Origin of the sequence: Listeria monocytogenes (assembly GCF_900187225.1) — a bacterium.
GTDB classification, from domain to species: Bacteria; Bacillota; Bacilli; order Lactobacillales; family Listeriaceae; genus Listeria; species Listeria monocytogenes.
The window spans coordinates 775,325-794,784 of sequence record NZ_LT906436.1; the positions used below are offsets into that span (position 1 = coordinate 775,325).

Sequence of the window (19,460 nt, forward strand, 5' to 3'; positions counted from 1 at the left end):
AAAAAGGAGTGTATAGGATGAAAAAAGTATTGTTAGCAATTCTTAGTATGGTATTGTTGCTCAGTTTAGCGGCTTGTGGTGGAGGTTCAGACAGTAGTAAGGATAAGGACGGAAAAGAAGAAATTGTTATGTGGGGTTCTTGGTCAGGAGATCAAATTAAACAGTTAGAGAAACAAATCGATAGTTATAATAAGTCACAAGATAAATATAAAGTAAAATATGTAATGCAAGAAAATGTAGAAGAAAAATTATTAACAGGAATTGCAGGTGGCGAACTCCCTGATATTATTATGTGGGATCGCTATCAAACAGCTCTTTATGCACCAAAAGGAGTGCTTGAACCGCTAGATAAACTTGTCAAAGAAGACAACTTGAAGATGGATGATTTTTATGAAGAATCAGTGAAAGAAATGACCTATAGTGATAAATTATATGGTTTACCACTATTAAATGATAATCGAATTCTATTTTATAATAAAAAATTATTACAAGAAGCTGGCGTAAAACCACCAACTACGTGGGATGAATTAGCAACTGCTGCGCAAAAAACAACGAAGTGGGATGGGAATAAAATGACGCAAGCAGGAATGTCGCTTCAAGATGTTGGGTTGTTTAACTTATATTTAATGCAGGCGGGTGGCGAACTAGTAACTTCTGACAATAAAGAAACGGCATTCAATTCAGAACAAGGCTTAGAAGTACTAAATTACTGGGATAAAATGCAAAATGATTTAAAAGTGTACCAACGTGGTTTTGATGATGGCTCCGATGCTTTTGCAGCTGGAAAAGAAGCCATGACATACAACGGTCCGTGGGCTTTAGCAGATTATAATAAAGTAGAAGACCTTGATTATGGTGTAGTAGAACCACCTAAAGGACCAAATGGCGATAAAGGCGCTATCATGGGCGGATTTGGATTAGTAATGCCTAAACAAGCCGAACATAAAGATGGCGCATGGGACTTTATGAAGTGGTGGACAACGAAACCAGAAAATGGCGTAGAATTTGCCAAAATTAGTGGTTGGTTACCAGCAAACAAAATTGCTGCTGAAGATGAATATTTTACGAAAGACCCAAATTATTCTGTTTTTGTAAATACAATGAAATATGCTAAAATTCGTCCAACTGTGGCAGGCTATGCAGACGTAGAAGGTTTAGCAATGAAGCCTCAATTTGAGAAATTCATGAATGGTAATATTTCAGCTGAAAAAGCTTTATCACAAGCTGAAAAAGAAGGAAACCAAATTTTAAAAGAAGAGAGAGATAAATAAACGATGAAATGGTCCGAATATGCAAATTTAGCTCAACTAAGTTTAGAAAAATTTTATCTTGCCGATACAAAAGAACAATTTTTAAATAACTTTTATCCGACAGAAAATCCTGAGGAAGATAATAAAGTTTTTAATTATTGGTGGCTAGCTCACTTGGTGGAAGTACGATTAGATGCATACTTACGCACAAAAAAACAAGCGGATTTGGAGATAGCAGAAAACACATATATGCATAATAAAAATAGAAATGGTGAAACGCTTATTCATGATTTTTATGATGATATGCTCTGGAATGCACTTGCGGCTTATCGTCTATATAAAGAGACTGGAAAACCAATTTATCTAGAAGATGCACAGTTGGTTTGGCAGGATTTAGTGGATACTGGTTGGAATAACATAATGGGAGGTGGCTTTGCTTGGCGTCGACCACAAATGTATTATAAAAACACGCCCGTGAATGCACCGTTTATTATTCTTTCTTGTTGGCTATATAATGAACTTAATGAAACGAAATATTTAGAGTGGGCAATGAAGACCTACGAATGGCAAACTAAAGTACTTGTACGTGAAGATGGTTTTGTTGAAGATGGCATTAATCGTTTAGAAGACGGGGCCATTGATTACGAATGGAAATTTACTTATAACCAAGGTGTATATATTGGAGCTAATTTAGAATTATATCGTATTACTAAAGAAGCAAAATATTTAGATACTGCGAATAAAACTGCGGATATATCATTAAAAGAATTAACGGAAGATGGTATATTTAAGGATGAAGGCAGCGGCGGAGATGAAGGACTATTCAAAGGGATTTTTTACAGATATTTTACTGATTTAATGGAAGAAACCGCAAATAAAACCTATCGGAATTTTGTATTTAATAGCTGCCAAGTGCTAGTTGATAATGCAAAATTAGATGGATATTTGTTAATGGGAATGAATTGGAAAGAAAAACCCTCTGGAAAAATTCCTTATTCAGCAGAATTAAGTGGAATGATCGCACTTGAAATGGCGGCAAAACTAGAACGATAAAAAAAGCACTTCCTACTTGGAGGTGCTTTTTAGCATTTTGACTGAATCTCCTTCTATAAGCATTGGAGGTAGAGTTTCTTTGTTTATAGTATCTGGTTTTAGCACTTGATTTAAAAGCATGTCAACTGCGTTCACGCCTATTTCGTATTGGGCTTGTTTAATATGTGTAAACTGGAAGGCAGAGTTATCAAAAAAATTATCTGGATGATCAAAACAAACAACGGATAAATCAGCAGGAATGGATTTTCCTAACTTGTTGCATGCTTGTTTTATCAAAAGAGCAATATTGTATTCAGTTGCTACAAGTGCCGTGATTTCAGAATGTGTATTCAAAAAATGTGCAATTTTATCAATATCTGTTTGGATGGAAACGGTTGAATTTGGCATTACTGATTCAATTTCACGAAAAACATAATCAGAGTGAAAAGCTGTGTGAAAAGATGCATGCCCTCGAATAAATCCGTTTACTCGACTATCAAGCGTAGAGACTGGACTAGTAGATGTTATCATTCCAATGTGCTTATGCCCAAGTTCAAATAATTTTTCTGTAATAATTCGACCAGCTTCTGTATTATCTGAACTAATAGAAGATATTGGTAAGCCTTCTAATGTACGATCTATGACAACTAAAGGAAACTTTTGAGAAGCAAGTTCTAGTAAGGTCGGTGAAACAAACTTCGAACTAGCAGGTAAAATTAGTATCCCAGCAACATTCATTTCAATAAACTCTTGCAAAATTTCTTCTTCTCGCTCTGTATCGCCAAGTGATTTTTTTACAATAATATGAGCTTTAGAGTCACTGTGCTCTAACATCCCAGATAATAAAGTAGTACCAAAAGTATCGTCAAAATTTGTCATAATACAACCAAAAAGGGGTTTATCAAACATTCTAGTTTCTATTTGTTCGCTAACTGGCGAAGCATTAATTACAAAAGTACCAACCCGAGGGCGTCTTGAAATATAACCATCTTTCTTTAATAATTCTAGCGCCTTTTTTAACGTAATACTGCTCACATCAAATTGAGCCATCAATTCATTTTCTGCAGGCATTTTGCTGCCAACAGGAATCTTACCTTCTTGAATCGACAGTTTAAGCTGATCATAGACTTTTTGATATAGTAGTTTTTTCATTCACTCACCCATTAAATATATTTTATAATATTAATTATATTTAATTTTGACCTTATTGTAAACTAATTACGATAAAAAAGTGAAAATCTCCTTACAAACTTTAATAAATAGGTGACTCATGGTAAACTTGAATTTAGGAAAAAAGGAAAAGGTGTAGAAATGGCCATCAAAAAATTAAATGATTTTTATTTTAAAAAATTAGGGAACTGGAATTTAATACATAGCTTTTTGAAAGGATTTTGGCGAGCATTTTTTTTCTTGCTACTATTGTTACTAATTGCTGATTTGATTGTTATGAAATTCGTGAATGATCGTTATTTTATTCCAGTTATTTTATTAAGTTTATTATGTATTCCTCTCTTATACTACATCTTGATTTACAGTCGAGCTAAGAAATTCATCAGAACACGGTATCAATTGCGGAGTTTTGCTGAACTAACAACCATGCGCCGCTATTTATTATATGCTTATTTAGAAAAAAGTGGTTTTAGTACACGAGCTGATTTGGAAAAATTAATTCGTTTTATTCATTCTGAAATGGCAGAAGAAAAGAAAAATTATCAACCACTCAGTACTGTTGTGGGCGTTTTTATAGCGGCATTTTTAGCAATTTTAGGCGGTACATTTCTATTCTTGATGGATGATGTGGTGGAGCGGCTTATCGCAGCGGTTCTAATCATGGTAATGGCAATTTTACTTTTTATTGTAGGCACTTTTATTATGTCGATAATTCGCTCTAAGTCAGAAAATAATACGAAAAAAGAACGGGTATTAACAAAAGAAATTATTGCAATTCAAACGGCAATACTTGTTAGTGAGAATACTAGTTACCACCCATTTTTAGCGATGGAGAGAAAAATAGCTGAAAACGATTTTTTGAAAGAGATTATTACATCACGATCCTTTTTATAAACACAAGGTTATAGACATATTTAGGAGGCAGAATAATGACAACCAAACGCAAAGAGACTAGAGAAAGTGTTTGTTATCGGGAAATCAAAAAGAAGATTAGAAACGGGGAACTAAAGCCAGGAGATCGTTTAATTGAAAATACATTATCACAACAATTAGAAATTAGCCGTACACCTATTCGAAAAGCAATTGGGATGCTTGCTGCAGATGGATATGTGGAATACAATGATTTTCGCGGCGCTTTTGTTCGGGACAGCATTATTAATAAAGAACGTTACTTTGAAATGACAGAAATTATTGGTTTGTTTCTAAAACAAGCTATTCAAAAAATCCGTACAAAAAAAATAACCTTCAATAAAATGCGAGTTGTTGCAAAATTAGTCGAAATTGAACGTGAAGAACCAACAGACCCAGGTATTTACTTTGAATACGAAAAATGGTTTGTGAGTGATTTATTAACCTATATGAAAAATAATTACTATTTGAAAATTAGCGATGATTTTTTTAATAATATTCAAGAATTTGGTGACGAAGAAGTCATTAAGATTGCTCAAAATGCTTGTGTTAAAACAGTTGCTAATATTCAACGTTTTATTGATGCATTAGATGAACAAGATTATGATAAGTGCATGGCGATTATTGATCAAGTCATTGATGCCCATGTCTTAGTCGCTTATCGTTGAAAAAGCAGTGTCCTTATTTTTAAGGACACTGCTTTTTATTTATTTTACTTTCACTAAATATCTACCAGTAACGCCGCCATTCATTACTTGGTGAAGTGATTCAGGTAACTCAGAAAATGCTATTTCTGTTGCTAAACTTTCTAAATTAGTTAATTTATAATCTGTCGCAAGTCTATTCCAAATTCGTTCTCGTTTTGACATCGGGCATAACACTGAATCAATACCAAACAATTGAATACCACGCAAAATAAACGGAAAGACAGTTGTATCTAATTTTCCACCAGCAGACATACCACATGTAGTAACTGCCCCGCCATATTGAACAGCTGTTAGGAGGTATGAAAGAGGTTTTCCACCAACACAATCAATGGCACCAGCGTATAGTTGTTTGTCTAATGCGCGCACTTTTTCAGGTTGAAAAGCTTCTCTTGAAACTATTTCAGATACACCGAATTTTTCTAAGAATTCCTTTGCATCGCTTTTTCCAGAAGAAGCTACAACAGAGAAGCCGCGTTTGGAAAGTATGGCTGAACTCAGACTCCCTACGCCGCCTGTTGCCCCACTTACAGCGATTTTTCCTGCATTTGGTGTTACGCCACTAAATTCAAGCGCATCCACTGATAGTGCTGCTGTAAAGCCCGCTGTGCCAAGTATCATTGCTTCTTTTAATGATAGGCCATCTGGCAAAGGAACAACCCATTCAGCCGGAACTCGAATAAACTCACTATATCCGCCAAAATAACTCACTCCAAAATCATAACTAGTGACAATAACCTCATCGCCTACTTGAAACTGGTCAGATTTAGAGTTGACGACCACACCACTTGCATCAATACCGGGAATAAAAGGATATTCGCTCACAATTTTCCCGTCAGGAAGTACAGCCAGTCCATCTTTGTAGTTAATACCGGAATAGTGTACCTCAATCGTTACTTCATTTTCTGGCAAGTTATCTATAGTAGTTTCTCTAAAATGAAGGGAAGTATTATCTGCTTCTTTTTCAATGAAAAGTGCTTGAAATGATTTCATTTTTTAAATTCCTCCACAACTCAATTTTGTGTTCCCCTTCACTTTACGACTTTTTTCGCCATTTTACAAGGCTGTGACTGGTACAAATCCCCATTTCAAGGTAAACTAGAATAGAGAAGATGCCGATATTATGTGTGAATTTATAAATAGAATTTTTTGGCAAGAAAGGGTGAGTGCGATGGGGAAGGCACTATTGATTGTGAATCCATCATCAGGTAAAGAAAAAGGAAAAACCTATCAAGGGAAGACAGAAGAAGTATTAAAAAAACGTTATGATGAGGTGGAAGTTCGCCTGACTGAAAAAGCAGGGGATGCAACAGAATTTGCTTCTTGGGCTGCTGAACAAGGCTTTGAAGCAGTCATCGCGATGGGCGGAGACGGGACTTTAAATGAAACAATAAACGGTCTTGCAATCCATGAAAAACGACCTGATTTTGGCTTCATTCCGCTTGGAACAGTCAATGATTTGGCTCGTTCGGTAGGCATACCTCTAAAACCAGAAAAAGCAATTCAAGCACTAGAAAAAGCTATTGCAGTACCGATGGATGTTGGCCGGATTGGCGACCAATACTTTATGAATGTTCTAGCTATCGGTATGATTGCGCAAGCTGTCGACCAAGTTAGTGTCGAACAAAAAACCAAATTTGGTTCCGTGGCTTACTTTTTAGAAGGTTTAAAAGCATTCAACCGCAATGAACTACTTCATTTTAAAATCGAATATGACGAGGAAGTTTGGGAAGGTGAAGCTGCGCTCGTTGTGGCAGGCTTAACTAAATCCGTTGGCGGAATGGAGTCATGGGCGCCAGACGCAAAAATTGACGATGGCTATCTTCACATTATTATTCTAACGAAACTCGGCTTACTCGATGCAGCCAACATGATCCCGCAATTAATTCGCGGTAATTTAAAAAACAGTGATGGTGTAGTGTATATTAAAACCAAGAAACTGACAATTGATGCAAGTGGAGATGATTTAAGCATCAACGTTGATGGCGATCCAGGTCCAGGCGTACCAGCAGAAATCGAAGTCCTTGGCAGTCACTTGAATATCCTTGCACCCAAAAAAAGCAGCAAGAAGCGTTTCGGTCCATTCATACTGAAAAAGTAACCTACAGCAATTGTAGAAGAATAAGGAGATGAAAGCTTTATGGAAGAAGAATTAGAAGTCATTCATAAAGGTCTTGCCAATGCGAAAAATGGTTTTAAAGCAGTCCCCGGAAAACTTTATTTAACAGCAACGTATATTGTCCACAAACCAAATGATTACTTTGACGAAGAAATCAATATTCCGCTTAATCGAGTGGCAAAAATTCGGGGTGTCCACACCAAAATCCTTGGGAAAGAATTACTCTCCAACATTTTAGAAATAGACATGATATCAGGAGTAAAGTACCAATTCGTTGTAAACAAACAGAAAAAGTGGCTGGAAGCAGTTTCTGAAGTATTAGAAAGCCGCGGTGAAGCAGAAAAATTAGGATAGAAAGAAGCTGGCACGAAAAAAGTGACCAGCTTCTTTTTTTACGCTAAATGAAATGCAGTTGCACCAATAAGATTGGCATCATTTCCAAATTGACAGCCAACAACAGTAGGGCTAATAGTCGCAATTGGTACAGATGCTTTTACTTTCGCCACATATTCGGTCAACTCTTGAATAAAATCAGCCCGCTCACTTACACCACCACCAATGACAACTAATTCAGGATCAAGCGCATATTGTAAATTAAAAATACTTCGCGCAAGATAATAAAACATCGTATCTAGCTCTTCTTTCGCGATTTTATTTCCTTCCGCACGTAATTCAAATGCCCGAAGACCATCTATACTAGCTTTCGGAACTTCTAAACGCCCGGCTATTCTCGTCGCAGCATTTACAACAGTACCAAGCTCACTAAGCGTGTGTCCGTCGCGGTCCATCAACATATAACCAAATTCACCACCATGCAAATTAGCCCCGTGATGTACCTTGCCCCCGCGAATAACTGCGCCACCAACACCAGTACCAAGAATCATAAAAATAATATCTTGTTTATCTTTCGCAGCGCCAATCCAAACTTCTGCTAAAGCTGCGCAGTTCGCATCATTTTCCATCGTAACAGGAAGCCCAAGTTTTTCTTCAAGCAATTGCTTAAAAGGGAAATTATGTATGTAAGGGATAGCACTAGCTCCACCAATGATACCGGTTTCATTATTAACTGCACCTGGACAACTAAACGCAGCACCTTGGAATGTATAATCGTAATTTGCTTTTACATCCACAAGTGATTGCATCATTTCCTCCAAAGTATCCGGGGTTTTGAATTTACCTTTTTCTAGTATTTCTCCAGCTGTTGTTAACACACCAAACTTTACTGCTGTTCCACCTAAATCAAATGCAAGTATCGTCATTACCCAATCTCCTTTATAAAAGTATATACTTATCATACTTTTAAACAATACAAATGACAAATGAAAAGTGAAAATACTTTGCTAAAAATTAACGCCCTTTTCTATTTTGTGCTATAATAAAGCAAGAATTTAAAGCGCAGGAGGAAATGGTTAGTGGAGATAAAGGTTCAAAAGAAATTGACTGACGGCAGAATCGCTTTTAGTAGTGAATATGGTGAATGCGTTGGTATATGGGCCGATGAAGACCCAGAACCAAGTAGGGTTTACACAGTAGAAATTACGATACCGGACATGATTAGCGCAGAACTACTACACGAGAGTGAAGAGAAACATTGTGCACTAGAAATAGACGAAGAAGGCTTAGTTCACGTAATTGGGAAGTTAGAGGATTACGAGGAAGATGGCTTTGCAGTACTCCGCTTAGAAGAAAGTATTATTTGTTTTGACACGAAATTCAGCGAAGAAATCGAAATGCTCCATGGAAGATTTGTTGAATTTGTGATTCCGGAAATAAAATTGAGTAATGTTGGTATATAGATTGAAATGAAAGAGGCAGGAAACAGGTAGTTAGAGTTTCCTGCCTTTTTTTGTTATTTGGAAGGAGTGTTTGAATAATTATTCATTTTATTCAATCATGAAATATAATTAATGTAAAAAAATAAAACAAATAGGTAATAATTATCGATTAAAAAGTTATTTTATATTAGGGAATATGAATTTTTAGTGACGAAGAAAAATTGATTGCATAAAAAGTGAATACTGCTTCATATTGTGTAAGATTTTATTATTGAAATGGAGATATTACTCATACTGTGTAAGAATAAATCTAAATAAAGCCAATTTTAAGGTATTCATGACAAAAACCAGACATTTCATTACATTTTTGGTTATACATTGGCTTTTTATGATACACTCATCTTGCAACAAAACATACCAACACTGCGACGGAACGTTTATTAAAAGCCGCAATAAATAAAAGGAAAAGAGAGCTAATAGAATGAAGAAAAAGTGGTTGCTATTAATATTGTCAGTAATAGTTCTTTGTGCAATTATATTCGGGATAAAGTGGTTGTTATATAGAGACAACCTTGTAGAAATGATGCAAGTTGACGACACTTTATATATAGTGTCGTATGAACCAGCAAAGCAAGAAGATGCTTTAGAGAAAATTGGCGAGATAGAGCATAGAATTCGCCATTACCGGATACCGAATAAAAATTTCACATCTAATTATTTAAGCGAAGGGACGGAACTTTATAAAGCGAAAAATGGAGATGAGTTTCCAAGAACTATTTTGTTTAAAGAGGACGGCGAGTATTTTATTGCATCAGAGGCTATGAAGTAGCCTAATAAAAAGCGCTAGTTTATTTTTTCTCTTAATAGAGAAAGTTTATCGTATAAAACTAAATGGAACATATTTAAAAGTATTTCATTTTTAAGAAAGCAATTTATAAAGTCATTGATTCTAAAATTAAGTATAGCGAACATAAAAAAACGCCATGCTTCATTTCCCTAAAAAAGGGAAGTAAGCGTGGCGTTTTTTAGCTATATGTAGTAAATACAGCGAGCATTTTTTCTAAATCTTTTTCGGATCTTGCAAAGAGCATCAAGCGTTGGCGATTGGTTTCAATCACGAGCACGCCATCTTCAGATAAATTCATCCGTTCAATTTTTGCATAAGGGAAGAATAACAGGGCATAAAAAAGTCCGGATTCTTTGAAAACAGCTTTCGAACTGCGGAAGAAGCAGATATAGATGAATAACACACCCATAATCCCAAGCAGTACAGAAGTGGAAAAAGGTCCTTCACGAAAGAATGTATTGGAAACGAATAACAAAACGATAATCCCCACAAAAATATAACCGTCCCAACGACCACGAGAACGTAATTTGACACCTAAAACCGTCTTCCCTTTCCAAAGCGGAATTACTGCATCATTATACAAAATGTACAGCACTGTTAAGATGTTTGCCGCGAACAAAAAGATATTAGTAGCATCCCAAACCATTTTAGCTATCACTCACAATCTATCATTGATATAGTTTAGTAATATTGTAACATAATTATGCGTGGAAGAGGGAGAACTGGGTTTGAGGATGTTGTAGCAAAATACAATCTACTGCTGAGTATTAATAAAAATGTAAAGATACGAATCAATATAGGGGGATGGGTACTAAATGACAGAAAAAGATCTAGAAGGACTCATGCTAATGCATAAAAGAATTATTGGAAATTTAGAAGAATTTTCTATGCCTGCCAAACAACAAATGGAAAAATTAAAAGGTTTTGTACTTACTGATGAATTGGTATCAGACTTTTCCGATATTGCATTACAATATGCAAAAATATTATTTGACCACGGTTGGTTAACAAAAGAACAGCTAGATATGTTCCTTATTGTAGACAAAAAATTAGAAGGTATGTCAAACAACGAAGATTTTTGGAGTGATGAAGCATTAGAAACTAGTATTGAGTGGGCTGAATGTAGTAAACAAGGGAAAGCAATATTGAAAACTTTTAGGTAATAGCTTTTTATTGTCAGAATAGGGGGCGAAGTAGAAACGAGTAAATAATAAAAACTTGTTCATAGAATAGATGCTGAATGAGCAAGAAATGTGGATAAGACACAAAAAAGAACCGGAATTTTAATCCCGATTCTTTTCGAATTATTATAACCATCCATTACCCAAGCGGTGAATACCCAGCTGGTGGAAGTCCTAAGATACCAGACCAGTAACCTAGAATACCAACAACGAATAGTCCTAAAATCAACCATAAAGCATTGACTTTTTTCTTGAGTATCCACATACAAGCGAATGTGAGTAGAAGGGCAAGAAGACCTGGCATTAATTGGTCCAAGATACTTTGAACAGTAGTTGGAACGTCTTTACCAGTTTTAGAGTCTTCTGTTGTATAAGCTACTAGTGGAACATAGATTGTGGTCCACTTATTAACAAGGGCGCCCATGACGAATAGTCCGAGAATGGAAGCTCCTTCTGTTAGTTTTTGGAGCAGACCGCCAGACATATCAGATACAACATCTGTACCTTTTGTATATCCGTAGAACACGCCCCAATAACGGAAACCTAGGCGAATCGCATTAAATAGTACGAAGAATAAGATTGGTCCAATAATACTACCGTCAGTGGCAAAACCGGCACCTAAAGCGGCAAGTACTGGACGAACCGTTCCCCAGAAAATTGGATCCCCAACGCCGGCAAGTGGTCCCATTAGACCTACTTTAATACCGTTGATAGCACCGTCGTCAATATCAGCACCATTGGCTTTTTGTTCCTCCATCGCGGTTGTTACACCTAAGATAGGAGCCGCCATATATGGATGTGTATTAAAGAACTCAAGGTGACGTTTGATAGCTTGTTCTCTTTCAGGTCCTTTTTCAGGGTAAAGACGCTTAATTACTGGAATTACTGAGAAACAGAATCCTAGAGATTGCATACGTTCAAAGTTCCACGACCCTTGGAAGAGGTTGGAACGTATGAACACGCCCATTAAGTCACTTTTCGTTATTTTCTTTTCATTAACTGTAATTTGTTCACTCATAATTTTTCTCCCCCTCCCTTAGTCGTCAAGGTCGTCGTCGAGATCATCCGCTGATCGTCCGCCGCCGCCCCCGCCGTATTGTTGGATAGCTTCTTTCAATTGATATTTAGGGTTTAGTTGGATGTAAATGATTGCTGCAACTAGTCCTAAAACACCTAGTGCTACTAAGTTGAATTGAGTAAATGCTGCGACAACAAAACCTAAGAAGAAGAAAGGCATTAAATATTTAGCGGACATCATGTTAATAACCATTGCGTAACCAACAACAACGATAAATCCACCAGCTACGTTTAGGCCGTTAACAATAACGTCCGGAATGGCATTGAGTAAATTTTCTACGGCGCTAGTACCAACTGTTACCGCAACGATAACGGCTGGAATCGCGATACGCATAGCTTGAAGTAGTAGTGCTGTAACATGTATCCAGTCGAGACTCCGCAGATTACCTTCCTTACCAGCTTTATCAGCCATGTGTTGGAATGCAACTGTAATTGTACGAACTAGAATTGTAAGTACTTGACCAAGAGCAGCTAGAGGAATCGCAAGCGAAATACCTACGCTGATATCTTGTCCCCCTGTAATAACTAAGATAGTAGAAATAATGGATGCAAGGGCAGCATCTGGAGCAACCGCAGCTCCGATATTCATCCATCCAAGCGCGATCATTTCAAGCGTTCCCCCAATAATAATACCAGTTGTAATATCCCCAAGAACAAGACCAATTAATGTACAGGCTATTAATGGACGGTGCGTTTGCCACTCATCCAAAATACTACCCATACCACTAATACAGGATACGAGGAATACAAGGATTAATTGTATTGCTGACATATATTTCCCTCCCAATTTTTCTTTAGAATGATAAAAAAAGATAATTTCATTATGATGACTGAATAAATTAAGCATCTATTACATAAGCTTTTATTCATGAATCACCCCTTTAAAGGTCTTCCTTTAAACGTTTGCTTTTTCGGGGCTCTAAAAATAGGCGAGCCGCGGATGAATTATTTATCTTTATCTAGTAATGGGATAAGTTTGACTTTATTGTCAGATGCGACTTTACGAATTTCAAGTTCAATTCCTTTTTCATCTAATTTGCGGAATGCTGCTTCATCCGTTTCATCGACAGATACAGCATTTGTAATCATGTGTTTGCCTTCGCGGAATGCCATACCACCAATGTTTACAGTTGTAATGTTTACACCCGCTTCTACGAGGGTTAGTACATCTGTAGGATTAGTGAATAAGAGCATGACTGGAGTTGTAGCATATTTAGGGTTGTTGTATACGCGGATACCTTTTTGCACATCAACAACGCTAGCTTTAACGCCTGGAGGTGCTACTTGTGTAAGAAGTGTTTTACGAACTTCATCTTTTGCTACATCGTCACTAATAACGATAATACGTTCTACCTGTGTTTCTTTTGTCCAAACTGTTGCTACTTGACCATGAATTAAGCGATCATCAATACGTGCTAAGCGAATTTCCATTATAAATCGTCCTCCCCGACTTCGGTTTCTATTTTTGGTAATGATTGTTTGAGTGACTTAACGCCACCTGATCCTGCTGTAAGAGCTGTTTCAACTAGATCTTTTTGATTACTTGCGGCCCGCATAGAGAGCGTTTCAAGCAACATTGGAATATTTACCCCCGTTACAACATCCATATTGTCTTCTGGAAGGGCGATTTGACTAGATGCGTTATAAGGACTGCCGCCAAATAAATCAACCATAAAAATGACGCCTTCAGAAGTATCCAATTTGTCTAGTTTTTCTTTGTATTGGTAATAAGCGTATCAGTGTTTTCTCCAGGGACAAAGGTAATAAACTCTACATTGTCCTGTTTGCCGATAATCATTTCAGTTGATTTCAACAATTCACGCGCAGCTTCACCATGTGTGCCAATGATAATTCCAACTGGCATAGGTATCTCCTCCTTAAGCGTGGATATAATCATCCATTAATACTAACGCAAAAACTGTGCCAACATTTCTGTATTAAACAACCTCCTTTGCTAATAGAAGCGGTTCAAGGCTTTTGTAAGCGTGTACTAACAGAAGCGGCGCGCCTTAATACGCTAAATGCATAGCTTAATACACTAAGTACTAATCTTAGACATACATACAACATTACCCTAAAAGATTAGTCAGAAAACGCAATTGCTGAAAATAAAACAAGCCAACTTATGAAAAATGTTGGCTTGTTTATAATTATGAAAGTACTTCTGGTTGGATTTCATTCAAGATATCGTACAAATAACATAGTTCGTCATTCGTCAGTTTTAAGTTCATTTTGTAGATAACTTCTTTATTTGTTTGTTCTAGTGCTTTAAAAATATTTGTTTCAAGCATATCTTTTGGTTCGCGGTAGATTAAACCATCATTTAGAACCATACGCTCTAAGGCACAACCGACATGTATGAGTAGATTGATTTTAAAGGTATTATCGAGTTTGTATCCTAGTTTTTTCTCTAGCACGCTAGCAAACGAGCTTAGAATTTCAATCGTTTTCTTCGGATTGAGGTAGGTTAGAAATTCGTTAAGACTTTCTTCGATAATTTCTTTTGCAATCCGACCAGTTTCACCTTTTTTAACGATAATGTTACGCTGTTTCACTAGGCTAACAAGTTGCTCCTCGCCATCAATTCCGAAAAGTCGTTCGAGCGGGATGAAGGGGATTTGGATTTTCGGATCTTGAATACCGACCGCCATCAAAATATCATTTTCTTCTTGTAGCTGCTCCAACTTAGTATCCATTTCATGCAAGCCAATCGGAATTACTTTAATGGCATCTGTCGTAATGGTATCTAAAATATTTTCGATAAACAATTGTAATTTTTCTGCAGTACCTTCGCCAGTCGCGCAAATGGTAATGATGGCGTGTGGTTTTTGATTGGAATCAAGTGTATCGTCATCAGAATTATAGCCACCATAACCGCGGAAATCTTTCAAGGAATCGTAAATACTATCGAGTTCCATATCGAGAATGTTGGATTTGCGAACTGCTTCAATAACAGTTGCGGTGGAGACCATATCAATCGAGCGAACCGGAATACCAGTACGTTCCGAAATGACCGGAGCAAAACTTGTAAGAGAGCCCATATCAACCAGAAGAAGTAGACCGCGCCCCATATCCATTTCTTTCGCGCGCTCGGTCAATTTATCAAGCACGATTTTCGGACTTTGATCAAGAGGCATATCGATTCCTTCCACGAGTCCTTCACCGAGTAGTTTTTTCGCAACACTAACCATGCTACTCGCTGTATTATTCCCATGCGTTGCGACAAGTACAGCAACACGAGCATTTTCTTGTTCTTTTAAAAGGGAACTAATGAGTAGTGTTAAATACATGACTTCCATATTAGGAACCCGGATGTGGAAAGTAGCCTCAATATCATCCTTAATTTCCCGTGATAATTCATAGGCTTCCGGTTGATCATTGACTACATTTTCGATATTCGTATATTTTAACGGTTTGTTACTTTCAATTCGTTTAATAAAAGAGGTAAGATGAAGGCTAAACGCAAGCAAGAAGCGCTCATTTAACTTTTTACCAAGCTGATGTTCAATTCGGAGTTCAACACCTTCCGCAAAATTCAGGATTTCTTCATTGACTATTTTTAAGATGTTTTCGCGATTGTGGATCGTATTTTTAAACTTATTGTAAAAGCTGTTAAGGTGAATATCGATATCCATCTTGATAAATTTCTTAATATCATCATCTTCCACACCTTGATCCATTAAAATCGATGCTTTATCTTCAATGATTTTGTAAAGGTTGAAATTCGGCTCATATTCGTCCGATGTAATCAACGTATTATTTAGTTCAGGGAAAATCGTCGTATATGGCTCCAAGTATTCCGCAATTGCTTGAAGTTCCTTGCGGCGGTTACTGAAGTGGAAGAAGCCGTCTTTAATATTGATCGGCAACGTTTTAAAATCAATCAAAATTTCTTCGTCTTTATCGAAACTATTAAGAAAACCTTGTGCGCAAACGAGTTGAATGTTAGATTTTAATTGCCCGATATTTCCGTAAGTTGTATTACCAATCAGCGCTTTGGCAGCTTCATCTTCAATACGAATTGGTTTATTAACTCGGTGCGCTTCACTAGAAAGTAAGTATTTTAAAAGTTCCACACGTTCAAACGCCGTACGTTCTTCCAAACTTGGCAGCGTAATAATAATCGGAATACGACGCATAAATGTTTTTAAAAGCGAAGATTCCGGATTTTCGGTAGTAGCACCGATAATTAAAACGTTTGATTTTCGTGTTCGGTCGGTTTCGCCAAGTTTATTATACGTACCAGAGTCCATCAAGTAAAAAATCATTTCCTGACCTTCTGGTGGGAGACGGTGAATTTCATCTAGAAATAAAATACCGCCTTCTGCTTTTTCGACAAGCCCGCCTTTATCATTTTCTGCTCCAGTAAAAGCTCCCTTAACGTGTCCGAAAATGTGTGACATCAGAAGTTGCGGGTTATTATAGTAATCTGCGCAATTGAAAATAATAAACGGCGCGTCAGCAGGTAGACGTTTGGCATGTTGCGAGAAGCGATACATTAAATTAGCAAAAAGCGTTTTACCAACACCGGTTTGTCCGAGAATCATTGTATGTAAACCATTTGGTGGATAGAGTACAGCTGCTTTGGCCTGTTCAACAGGAGTTTTGAGACTGTCATTAACACCAATTAAATCATCAAAAGGACTTCTTTCAACGATGCTTGGTTTGAGCATTTTTAAGAGGGGCTCACAGCTGTCAAATTCTAATTCATTATCAGAAAGTGTACGCCCAATTTCATCTTCAACAGCTTTTTTAGGAAAATAAAGCACTGGTCGGCCAACGATTTTAATGATTTTTCCTTGTCTGTGAAGTTCATTCAATTCCATACTGACATTATTTCTTAAAATAGATAATGTTTCTGAAATAGTACTAGCTGTAAAACCTTCATTCTGCTCTAATTGCTCGCGAATGGTCTTAGTGGAAGGATTTTCTAAAATAAATTCATAAATACGGTCAATACGCTTCATTATAAAACCTCCATTTAGTGTATCGGTGCACGATTAGTGTATTATAAACGATTAATACACTCTGGAATTCTGTATTTATCTTAGCATGACTAGTGAAAATGTCAATGTTTATTTACCAAAAATCAAATTGACTAGCTACACGTATAGTACTATTATATAGAAGGAACAAATAAAATCGATGAGGTGTTCATAATGTCAAAAGTACTATTTATTAAAGCGTCACCACTTCCAAATGAAGTATCAAGAAGTTCGCAAGTTGCCGAAACCTTTATGGCCGAATATAAAGCGAAAAATCCTTCTGATACAGTAGAAGAATTAGTTTTATATAATACAGAAGTACCACTATTAGATTTAGAATTAATGACAGCCGGTAGAGAATTACAAGCTGGCAAAGCTTTCACTGATTTAGCACCAGATGTACAAAAAAAATTAAATGCCTATAATGCGCTTACGGAACAATTCTTAGCAGCAGACAAATATGTTTTTGTTTTCCCACTTTGGAACCTTGGAATCCCGCCATTATTAAAAGCTTATATTGATACTTTTGTTATTGCTGGAAAATCTTTCCGTTATACTGAACACGGTCCAGAAGCACTTTTAAAAGATAAAAAAGCAATCTTAATCCATGGTAGCGGTGGCATTTATTCTGCCGGACCAACAAGTTCATTTACTCACGGAGAACCTTATTTACGAACTATTTTACAATTTATTGGTATTAATGTAGTACCATCTATTTTTGTAGAAGGAATTGACCATAATCCTAGCAAAGAAGCAGAAATCGTTGCAGCTGCTAAAGCGGTAGCGCAGGAAAGTGCTACAGAATTCTAAAAAGTTTGTGAAAAATTTATTTTCACTAATGATATTAAGATAGTATTATCAACTGTCTAGACCAATACAAACGCATAAAAAGATTGCTAATCCCTTTATAAATTGGTAAAGTAGAGAAGTAGATTGATCGATAAAGTGCTGAATTAACTCGGCACTTTATTCTTTTTAATTACTCGAAAGGGATGAATTAGGATGGAAGAGCAAAAAGAAGAATTGCAAAGAGGGCTGAAAAATAGACACATTCAGTTAATCGCGATTGGCGGAGCAATTGGTACAGGGCTTTTTCTAGGAGCAGGGAAGTCAATTCATTTGGCAGGTCCATCTATCATGTTAGTTTACTTAATTATTGGGGCTATTTTATTCTTTGTTATGAGAGCTTTGGGTGAATTATTAATACATAACCCAACAACAGGATCTTTTACAGAATTTGCAGAGCAATTTATTGGACCGTGGGCTGGCTTTATTACGGGCTGGACATATTGGTTCTGCTGGATTGTGACTGGCATTGCGGAAATTACGGCAGTTGGCATGTACGTAAAATTTTGGGTGCCAGATTTACCGCAATGGATTCCAGCACTTGCATGTGTTTTGATACTTCTATTGTTTAACTTGGCAACCGTTAAAGCTTTTGGTGAAATCGAATTTTGGTTTGCGATTATTAAAGTGGTTGTCATTATTGCCTTAATTGTTATTGGATTTGTACTCGTGTTTATTGGTTACAAACATGGCACTAGTACAGCATCATTTTCTAATTTAGTAGATTATGGTGGCTTTTTCCCAAATGGAATTGCCGGGTTCTTATTAGCATTTCAAATGGCGACATTTTCTTTTGTCGGAATTGAACTTGTTGGGGTTACCGCAGGAGAAGCGGATGATCCAGAGCGGACACTTCCAAAAGCAATTAACAATATTCCGATTCGGATTTTAATTTTTTATATTGGCGCACTACTCGTATTAATGTCGATTTATCCGTGGAGCAATATTGATCCAAACACAAGCCCATTCGTTAGCGTCTTTACGATGATTGGGATTCCAGCAGCTGCCGGAATTATTAACTTTGTGGTTTTAACGGCTGCTATGTCTTCCTGTAATAGTGGGATTTTCAGTACGAGCCGGATGCTTTATACTCTTTCTGCAGAAGGAAAAGCACCGAAAAAAATGCATCATTTGAGCTCTAATGGGGTTCCAGCAACTGCATTAATTACTTCTACAGCATGTTTACTTATCGGTGTATTTTTAAATTATTTCCTACCAGAACAAGTATTTATTTTAGTAACAAGTATCGCGACGATTTGCTTTATCTGGGTTTGGGGTATTATTTTGGTGGCGCATTTACGTTTTCGCCATAAACATCCAGAAATCGCAGAAAAAAGTAAATTCAAAATGCCTTTATCGCCTGTAATGAACTGGGTTAGCTTGGTTTTCTTCGGAGGATTACTAGTTATCCTCGGTTTTGCCGCAGATACAAGAATCGCACTTTTCGTTACACCAGTATGGTTCTTGATTTTAGCTATCGCTTATCAAGTTTTAAAAGTATCCAATCGAAAGACAAAAATTCGACATAATTAATAACTGAGCAAGCATTCGCTAAATGGAGCTAT

The 19,460-nt window shown here is 36.7% G+C and carries 19 protein-coding genes and 1 pseudogene; 11 read left to right on the plus strand and 9 right to left on the minus strand.

The window, feature by feature from the left end; genetic code table 11:
- Window positions 1–17 precede the first annotated feature (17 nt).
- Entirely contained in the window at window positions 18–1,271 is a 1,254-nt protein-coding gene (locus CKV70_RS03940) for an ABC transporter substrate-binding protein (RefSeq protein ID WP_009925304.1), read from the plus strand.
- A 3-nt stretch (window positions 1,272–1,274) separates the two neighbouring features.
- Window positions 1,275–2,303, plus strand: coding sequence for a glycoside hydrolase family 76 protein (locus CKV70_RS03945; protein WP_014600627.1), 1,029 nt, complete (start codon window positions 1,275–1,277; stop codon window positions 2,301–2,303).
- Window positions 2,304–2,315: 12 nt separating this feature from the next.
- Here the strand turns inward: CKV70_RS03945 and CKV70_RS03950 are convergent, their stop codons facing one another.
- Window positions 2,316–3,434, minus strand: coding sequence for a GntR family transcriptional regulator (locus CKV70_RS03950; protein ID WP_003732919.1), 1,119 nt, complete (start codon window positions 3,432–3,434; stop codon window positions 2,316–2,318).
- Between the two features lie 159 nt (window positions 3,435–3,593).
- Here CKV70_RS03950 and CKV70_RS03955 point away from each other — a divergent pair, with 159 nt between their 5' ends.
- Window positions 3,594–4,346 carry a hypothetical protein gene (locus CKV70_RS03955; RefSeq protein WP_009932871.1) on the plus strand — a complete coding sequence of 251 codons (753 nt, stop codon included), beginning with the start codon at window positions 3,594–3,596 and terminating at the stop codon, window positions 4,344–4,346.
- Between the two features lie 35 nt (window positions 4,347–4,381).
- Window positions 4,382–5,029 carry a GntR family transcriptional regulator gene (locus CKV70_RS03960; RefSeq protein WP_003721889.1) on the plus strand — a complete coding sequence of 216 codons (648 nt, stop codon included), beginning with the start codon at window positions 4,382–4,384 and terminating at the stop codon, window positions 5,027–5,029.
- Between the two features lie 39 nt (window positions 5,030–5,068).
- Here CKV70_RS03960 and CKV70_RS03965 read toward each other — a convergent pair whose 3' ends face one another.
- On the minus strand, window positions 5,069–6,058 hold the full coding sequence (locus CKV70_RS03965) for an NADPH:quinone oxidoreductase family protein (RefSeq protein ID WP_010989567.1): 990 nt from the start codon (window positions 6,056–6,058) through the stop codon (window positions 5,069–5,071).
- Between the two features lie 178 nt (window positions 6,059–6,236).
- Between CKV70_RS03965 and CKV70_RS03970 the strand changes: the two genes are divergently transcribed.
- Both CKV70_RS03970 and CKV70_RS03975 read left to right on the plus strand, forming a co-directional pair.
- Window positions 6,237–7,166 (plus strand): diacylglycerol/lipid kinase family protein, encoded by a 930-nt coding sequence (locus CKV70_RS03970; protein WP_010989568.1) that lies wholly within the window; start codon window positions 6,237–6,239, stop codon window positions 7,164–7,166.
- Window positions 7,167–7,205: 39 nt separating this feature from the next.
- Complete coding sequence (locus tag CKV70_RS03975) at window positions 7,206–7,538, plus strand: hypothetical protein (protein ID WP_014600628.1); 333 nt, start codon at window positions 7,206–7,208, stop codon at window positions 7,536–7,538.
- 38 nt (window positions 7,539–7,576) lie between these two features.
- Here CKV70_RS03975 and CKV70_RS03980 read toward each other — a convergent pair whose 3' ends face one another.
- Entirely contained in the window at window positions 7,577–8,443 is an 867-nt protein-coding gene (locus CKV70_RS03980; RefSeq protein WP_003732924.1) for an ROK family protein, read from the minus strand.
- Window positions 8,444–8,596: 153 nt separating this feature from the next.
- On the opposite strand from CKV70_RS03980, the gene CKV70_RS03985 reads away from it, so the two are divergent.
- Together CKV70_RS03985 and CKV70_RS03990 are read left to right on the plus strand one after the other, a co-directional pair.
- On the plus strand, window positions 8,597–8,980 hold the full coding sequence (locus CKV70_RS03985) for a hypothetical protein (RefSeq protein ID WP_003721894.1): 384 nt from the start codon (window positions 8,597–8,599) through the stop codon (window positions 8,978–8,980).
- 460 nt (window positions 8,981–9,440) lie between these two features.
- Entirely contained in the window at window positions 9,441–9,788 is a 348-nt protein-coding gene (locus CKV70_RS03990; protein ID WP_003732925.1) for a hypothetical protein, read from the plus strand.
- Window positions 9,789–9,984: 196 nt separating this feature from the next.
- On the opposite strand, the gene CKV70_RS03995 is transcribed toward CKV70_RS03990, so the two are convergent.
- The gene (locus CKV70_RS03995) at window positions 9,985–10,452 is read right to left on the minus strand and encodes an Lmo0779 family protein (protein WP_014600629.1); all 468 of its coding nucleotides are present in this window, start codon (window positions 10,450–10,452) and stop codon (window positions 9,985–9,987) included.
- A 169-nt stretch (window positions 10,453–10,621) separates the two neighbouring features.
- Here CKV70_RS03995 and CKV70_RS04000 point away from each other — a divergent pair, with 169 nt between their 5' ends.
- Window positions 10,622–10,969 (plus strand): hypothetical protein, encoded by a 348-nt coding sequence (locus CKV70_RS04000; protein WP_003732926.1) that lies wholly within the window; start codon window positions 10,622–10,624, stop codon window positions 10,967–10,969.
- A 157-nt stretch (window positions 10,970–11,126) separates the two neighbouring features.
- Here CKV70_RS04000 and CKV70_RS04005 read toward each other — a convergent pair whose 3' ends face one another.
- The 5 genes and pseudogenes from CKV70_RS04005 to CKV70_RS04025 all read right to left on the minus strand — a co-directional run bounded on the left by CKV70_RS04005 (window position 11,127) and on the right by CKV70_RS04025 (window position 17,031).
- A complete protein-coding gene (locus tag CKV70_RS04005) occupies window positions 11,127–12,005 on the minus strand; it encodes a PTS mannose transporter subunit IID (protein ID WP_003721898.1) in 879 nt (292 codons plus the stop codon).
- 18 nt (window positions 12,006–12,023) lie between these two features.
- Window positions 12,024–12,836, minus strand: coding sequence for a PTS mannose/fructose/sorbose transporter subunit IIC (locus tag CKV70_RS04010; protein WP_003721899.1), 813 nt, complete (start codon window positions 12,834–12,836; stop codon window positions 12,024–12,026).
- A 173-nt stretch (window positions 12,837–13,009) separates the two neighbouring features.
- A complete protein-coding gene (locus tag CKV70_RS04015) occupies window positions 13,010–13,495 on the minus strand; it encodes a mannose/fructose/sorbose PTS transporter subunit IIB (protein ID WP_003721900.1) in 486 nt (161 codons plus the stop codon).
- Window positions 13,495–13,928: pseudogene (locus CKV70_RS04020) on the minus strand (mannose/fructose/sorbose PTS transporter subunit IIA). Before CKV70_RS04020 ends, CKV70_RS04015 begins: the two are co-directional and overlap by 1 nt.
- A 286-nt stretch (window positions 13,929–14,214) precedes the next feature.
- Complete coding sequence (locus CKV70_RS04025) at window positions 14,215–17,031, minus strand: sigma-54-dependent transcriptional regulator (RefSeq protein ID WP_010989569.1); 2,817 nt, start codon at window positions 17,029–17,031, stop codon at window positions 14,215–14,217.
- A gap of 192 nt (window positions 17,032–17,223) precedes the next feature.
- On the opposite strand from CKV70_RS04025, the gene CKV70_RS04030 reads away from it, so the two are divergent.
- Both CKV70_RS04030 and CKV70_RS04035 read left to right on the plus strand, forming a co-directional pair.
- A complete protein-coding gene (locus CKV70_RS04030) occupies window positions 17,224–17,859 on the plus strand; it encodes an FMN-dependent NADH-azoreductase (RefSeq protein WP_003723799.1) in 636 nt (211 codons plus the stop codon).
- 192 nt (window positions 17,860–18,051) lie between these two features.
- Window positions 18,052–19,428, plus strand: a complete 1,377-nt coding sequence (locus CKV70_RS04035) for an amino acid permease (protein WP_014600631.1) — start codon at window positions 18,052–18,054, stop codon at window positions 19,426–19,428.
- Window positions 19,429–19,460: the final 32 nt, after the last annotated feature.

Bases quoted from the DNA above. Each gene is read 5' to 3' on its own strand.
- CKV70_RS03960 (WP_003721889.1), top strand. From the start codon at position 4,382: ATGACAACCAAACGCAAAGAGACTAGAGAAAGTGTTTGTTATCGGGAA.
- CKV70_RS04035 (WP_014600631.1), top strand. From the start codon at position 18,052: ATGGAAGAGCAAAAAGAAGAATTGCAAAGAGGGCTGAAAAATAGACAC.
- CKV70_RS03980 (WP_003732924.1), bottom strand. From the start codon at position 8,443: ATGACGATACTTGCATTTGATTTAGGTGGAACAGCAGTAAAGTTTGGT.
- CKV70_RS03965 (WP_010989567.1), bottom strand. From the start codon at position 6,058: ATGAAATCATTTCAAGCACTTTTCATTGAAAAAGAAGCAGATAATACT.
- CKV70_RS03990 (WP_003732925.1), top strand. From the start codon at position 9,441: ATGAAGAAAAAGTGGTTGCTATTAATATTGTCAGTAATAGTTCTTTGT.
- CKV70_RS03955 (WP_009932871.1), top strand. From the start codon at position 3,594: ATGGCCATCAAAAAATTAAATGATTTTTATTTTAAAAAATTAGGGAAC.
- CKV70_RS04000 (WP_003732926.1), top strand. From the start codon at position 10,622: ATGACAGAAAAAGATCTAGAAGGACTCATGCTAATGCATAAAAGAATT.
- CKV70_RS04010 (WP_003721899.1), bottom strand. From the start codon at position 12,836: ATGTCAGCAATACAATTAATCCTTGTATTCCTCGTATCCTGTATTAGT.
- CKV70_RS03950 (WP_003732919.1), bottom strand. From the start codon at position 3,434: ATGAAAAAACTACTATATCAAAAAGTCTATGATCAGCTTAAACTGTCG.
- CKV70_RS03975 (WP_014600628.1), top strand. From the start codon at position 7,206: ATGGAAGAAGAATTAGAAGTCATTCATAAAGGTCTTGCCAATGCGAAA.
- CKV70_RS03940 (WP_009925304.1), top strand. From the start codon at position 18: ATGAAAAAAGTATTGTTAGCAATTCTTAGTATGGTATTGTTGCTCAGT.
- CKV70_RS04015 (WP_003721900.1), bottom strand. From the start codon at position 13,495: ATGGAAATTCGCTTAGCACGTATTGATGATCGCTTAATTCATGGTCAA.
- CKV70_RS03945 (WP_014600627.1), top strand. From the start codon at position 1,275: ATGAAATGGTCCGAATATGCAAATTTAGCTCAACTAAGTTTAGAAAAA.
- CKV70_RS03995 (WP_014600629.1), bottom strand. From the start codon at position 10,452: ATGGTTTGGGATGCTACTAATATCTTTTTGTTCGCGGCAAACATCTTA.
- CKV70_RS03970 (WP_010989568.1), top strand. From the start codon at position 6,237: ATGGGGAAGGCACTATTGATTGTGAATCCATCATCAGGTAAAGAAAAA.
- CKV70_RS04030 (WP_003723799.1), top strand. From the start codon at position 17,224: ATGTCAAAAGTACTATTTATTAAAGCGTCACCACTTCCAAATGAAGTA.
- CKV70_RS04025 (WP_010989569.1), bottom strand. From the start codon at position 17,031: ATGAAGCGTATTGACCGTATTTATGAATTTATTTTAGAAAATCCTTCC.
- CKV70_RS04005 (WP_003721898.1), bottom strand. From the start codon at position 12,005: ATGAGTGAACAAATTACAGTTAATGAAAAGAAAATAACGAAAAGTGAC.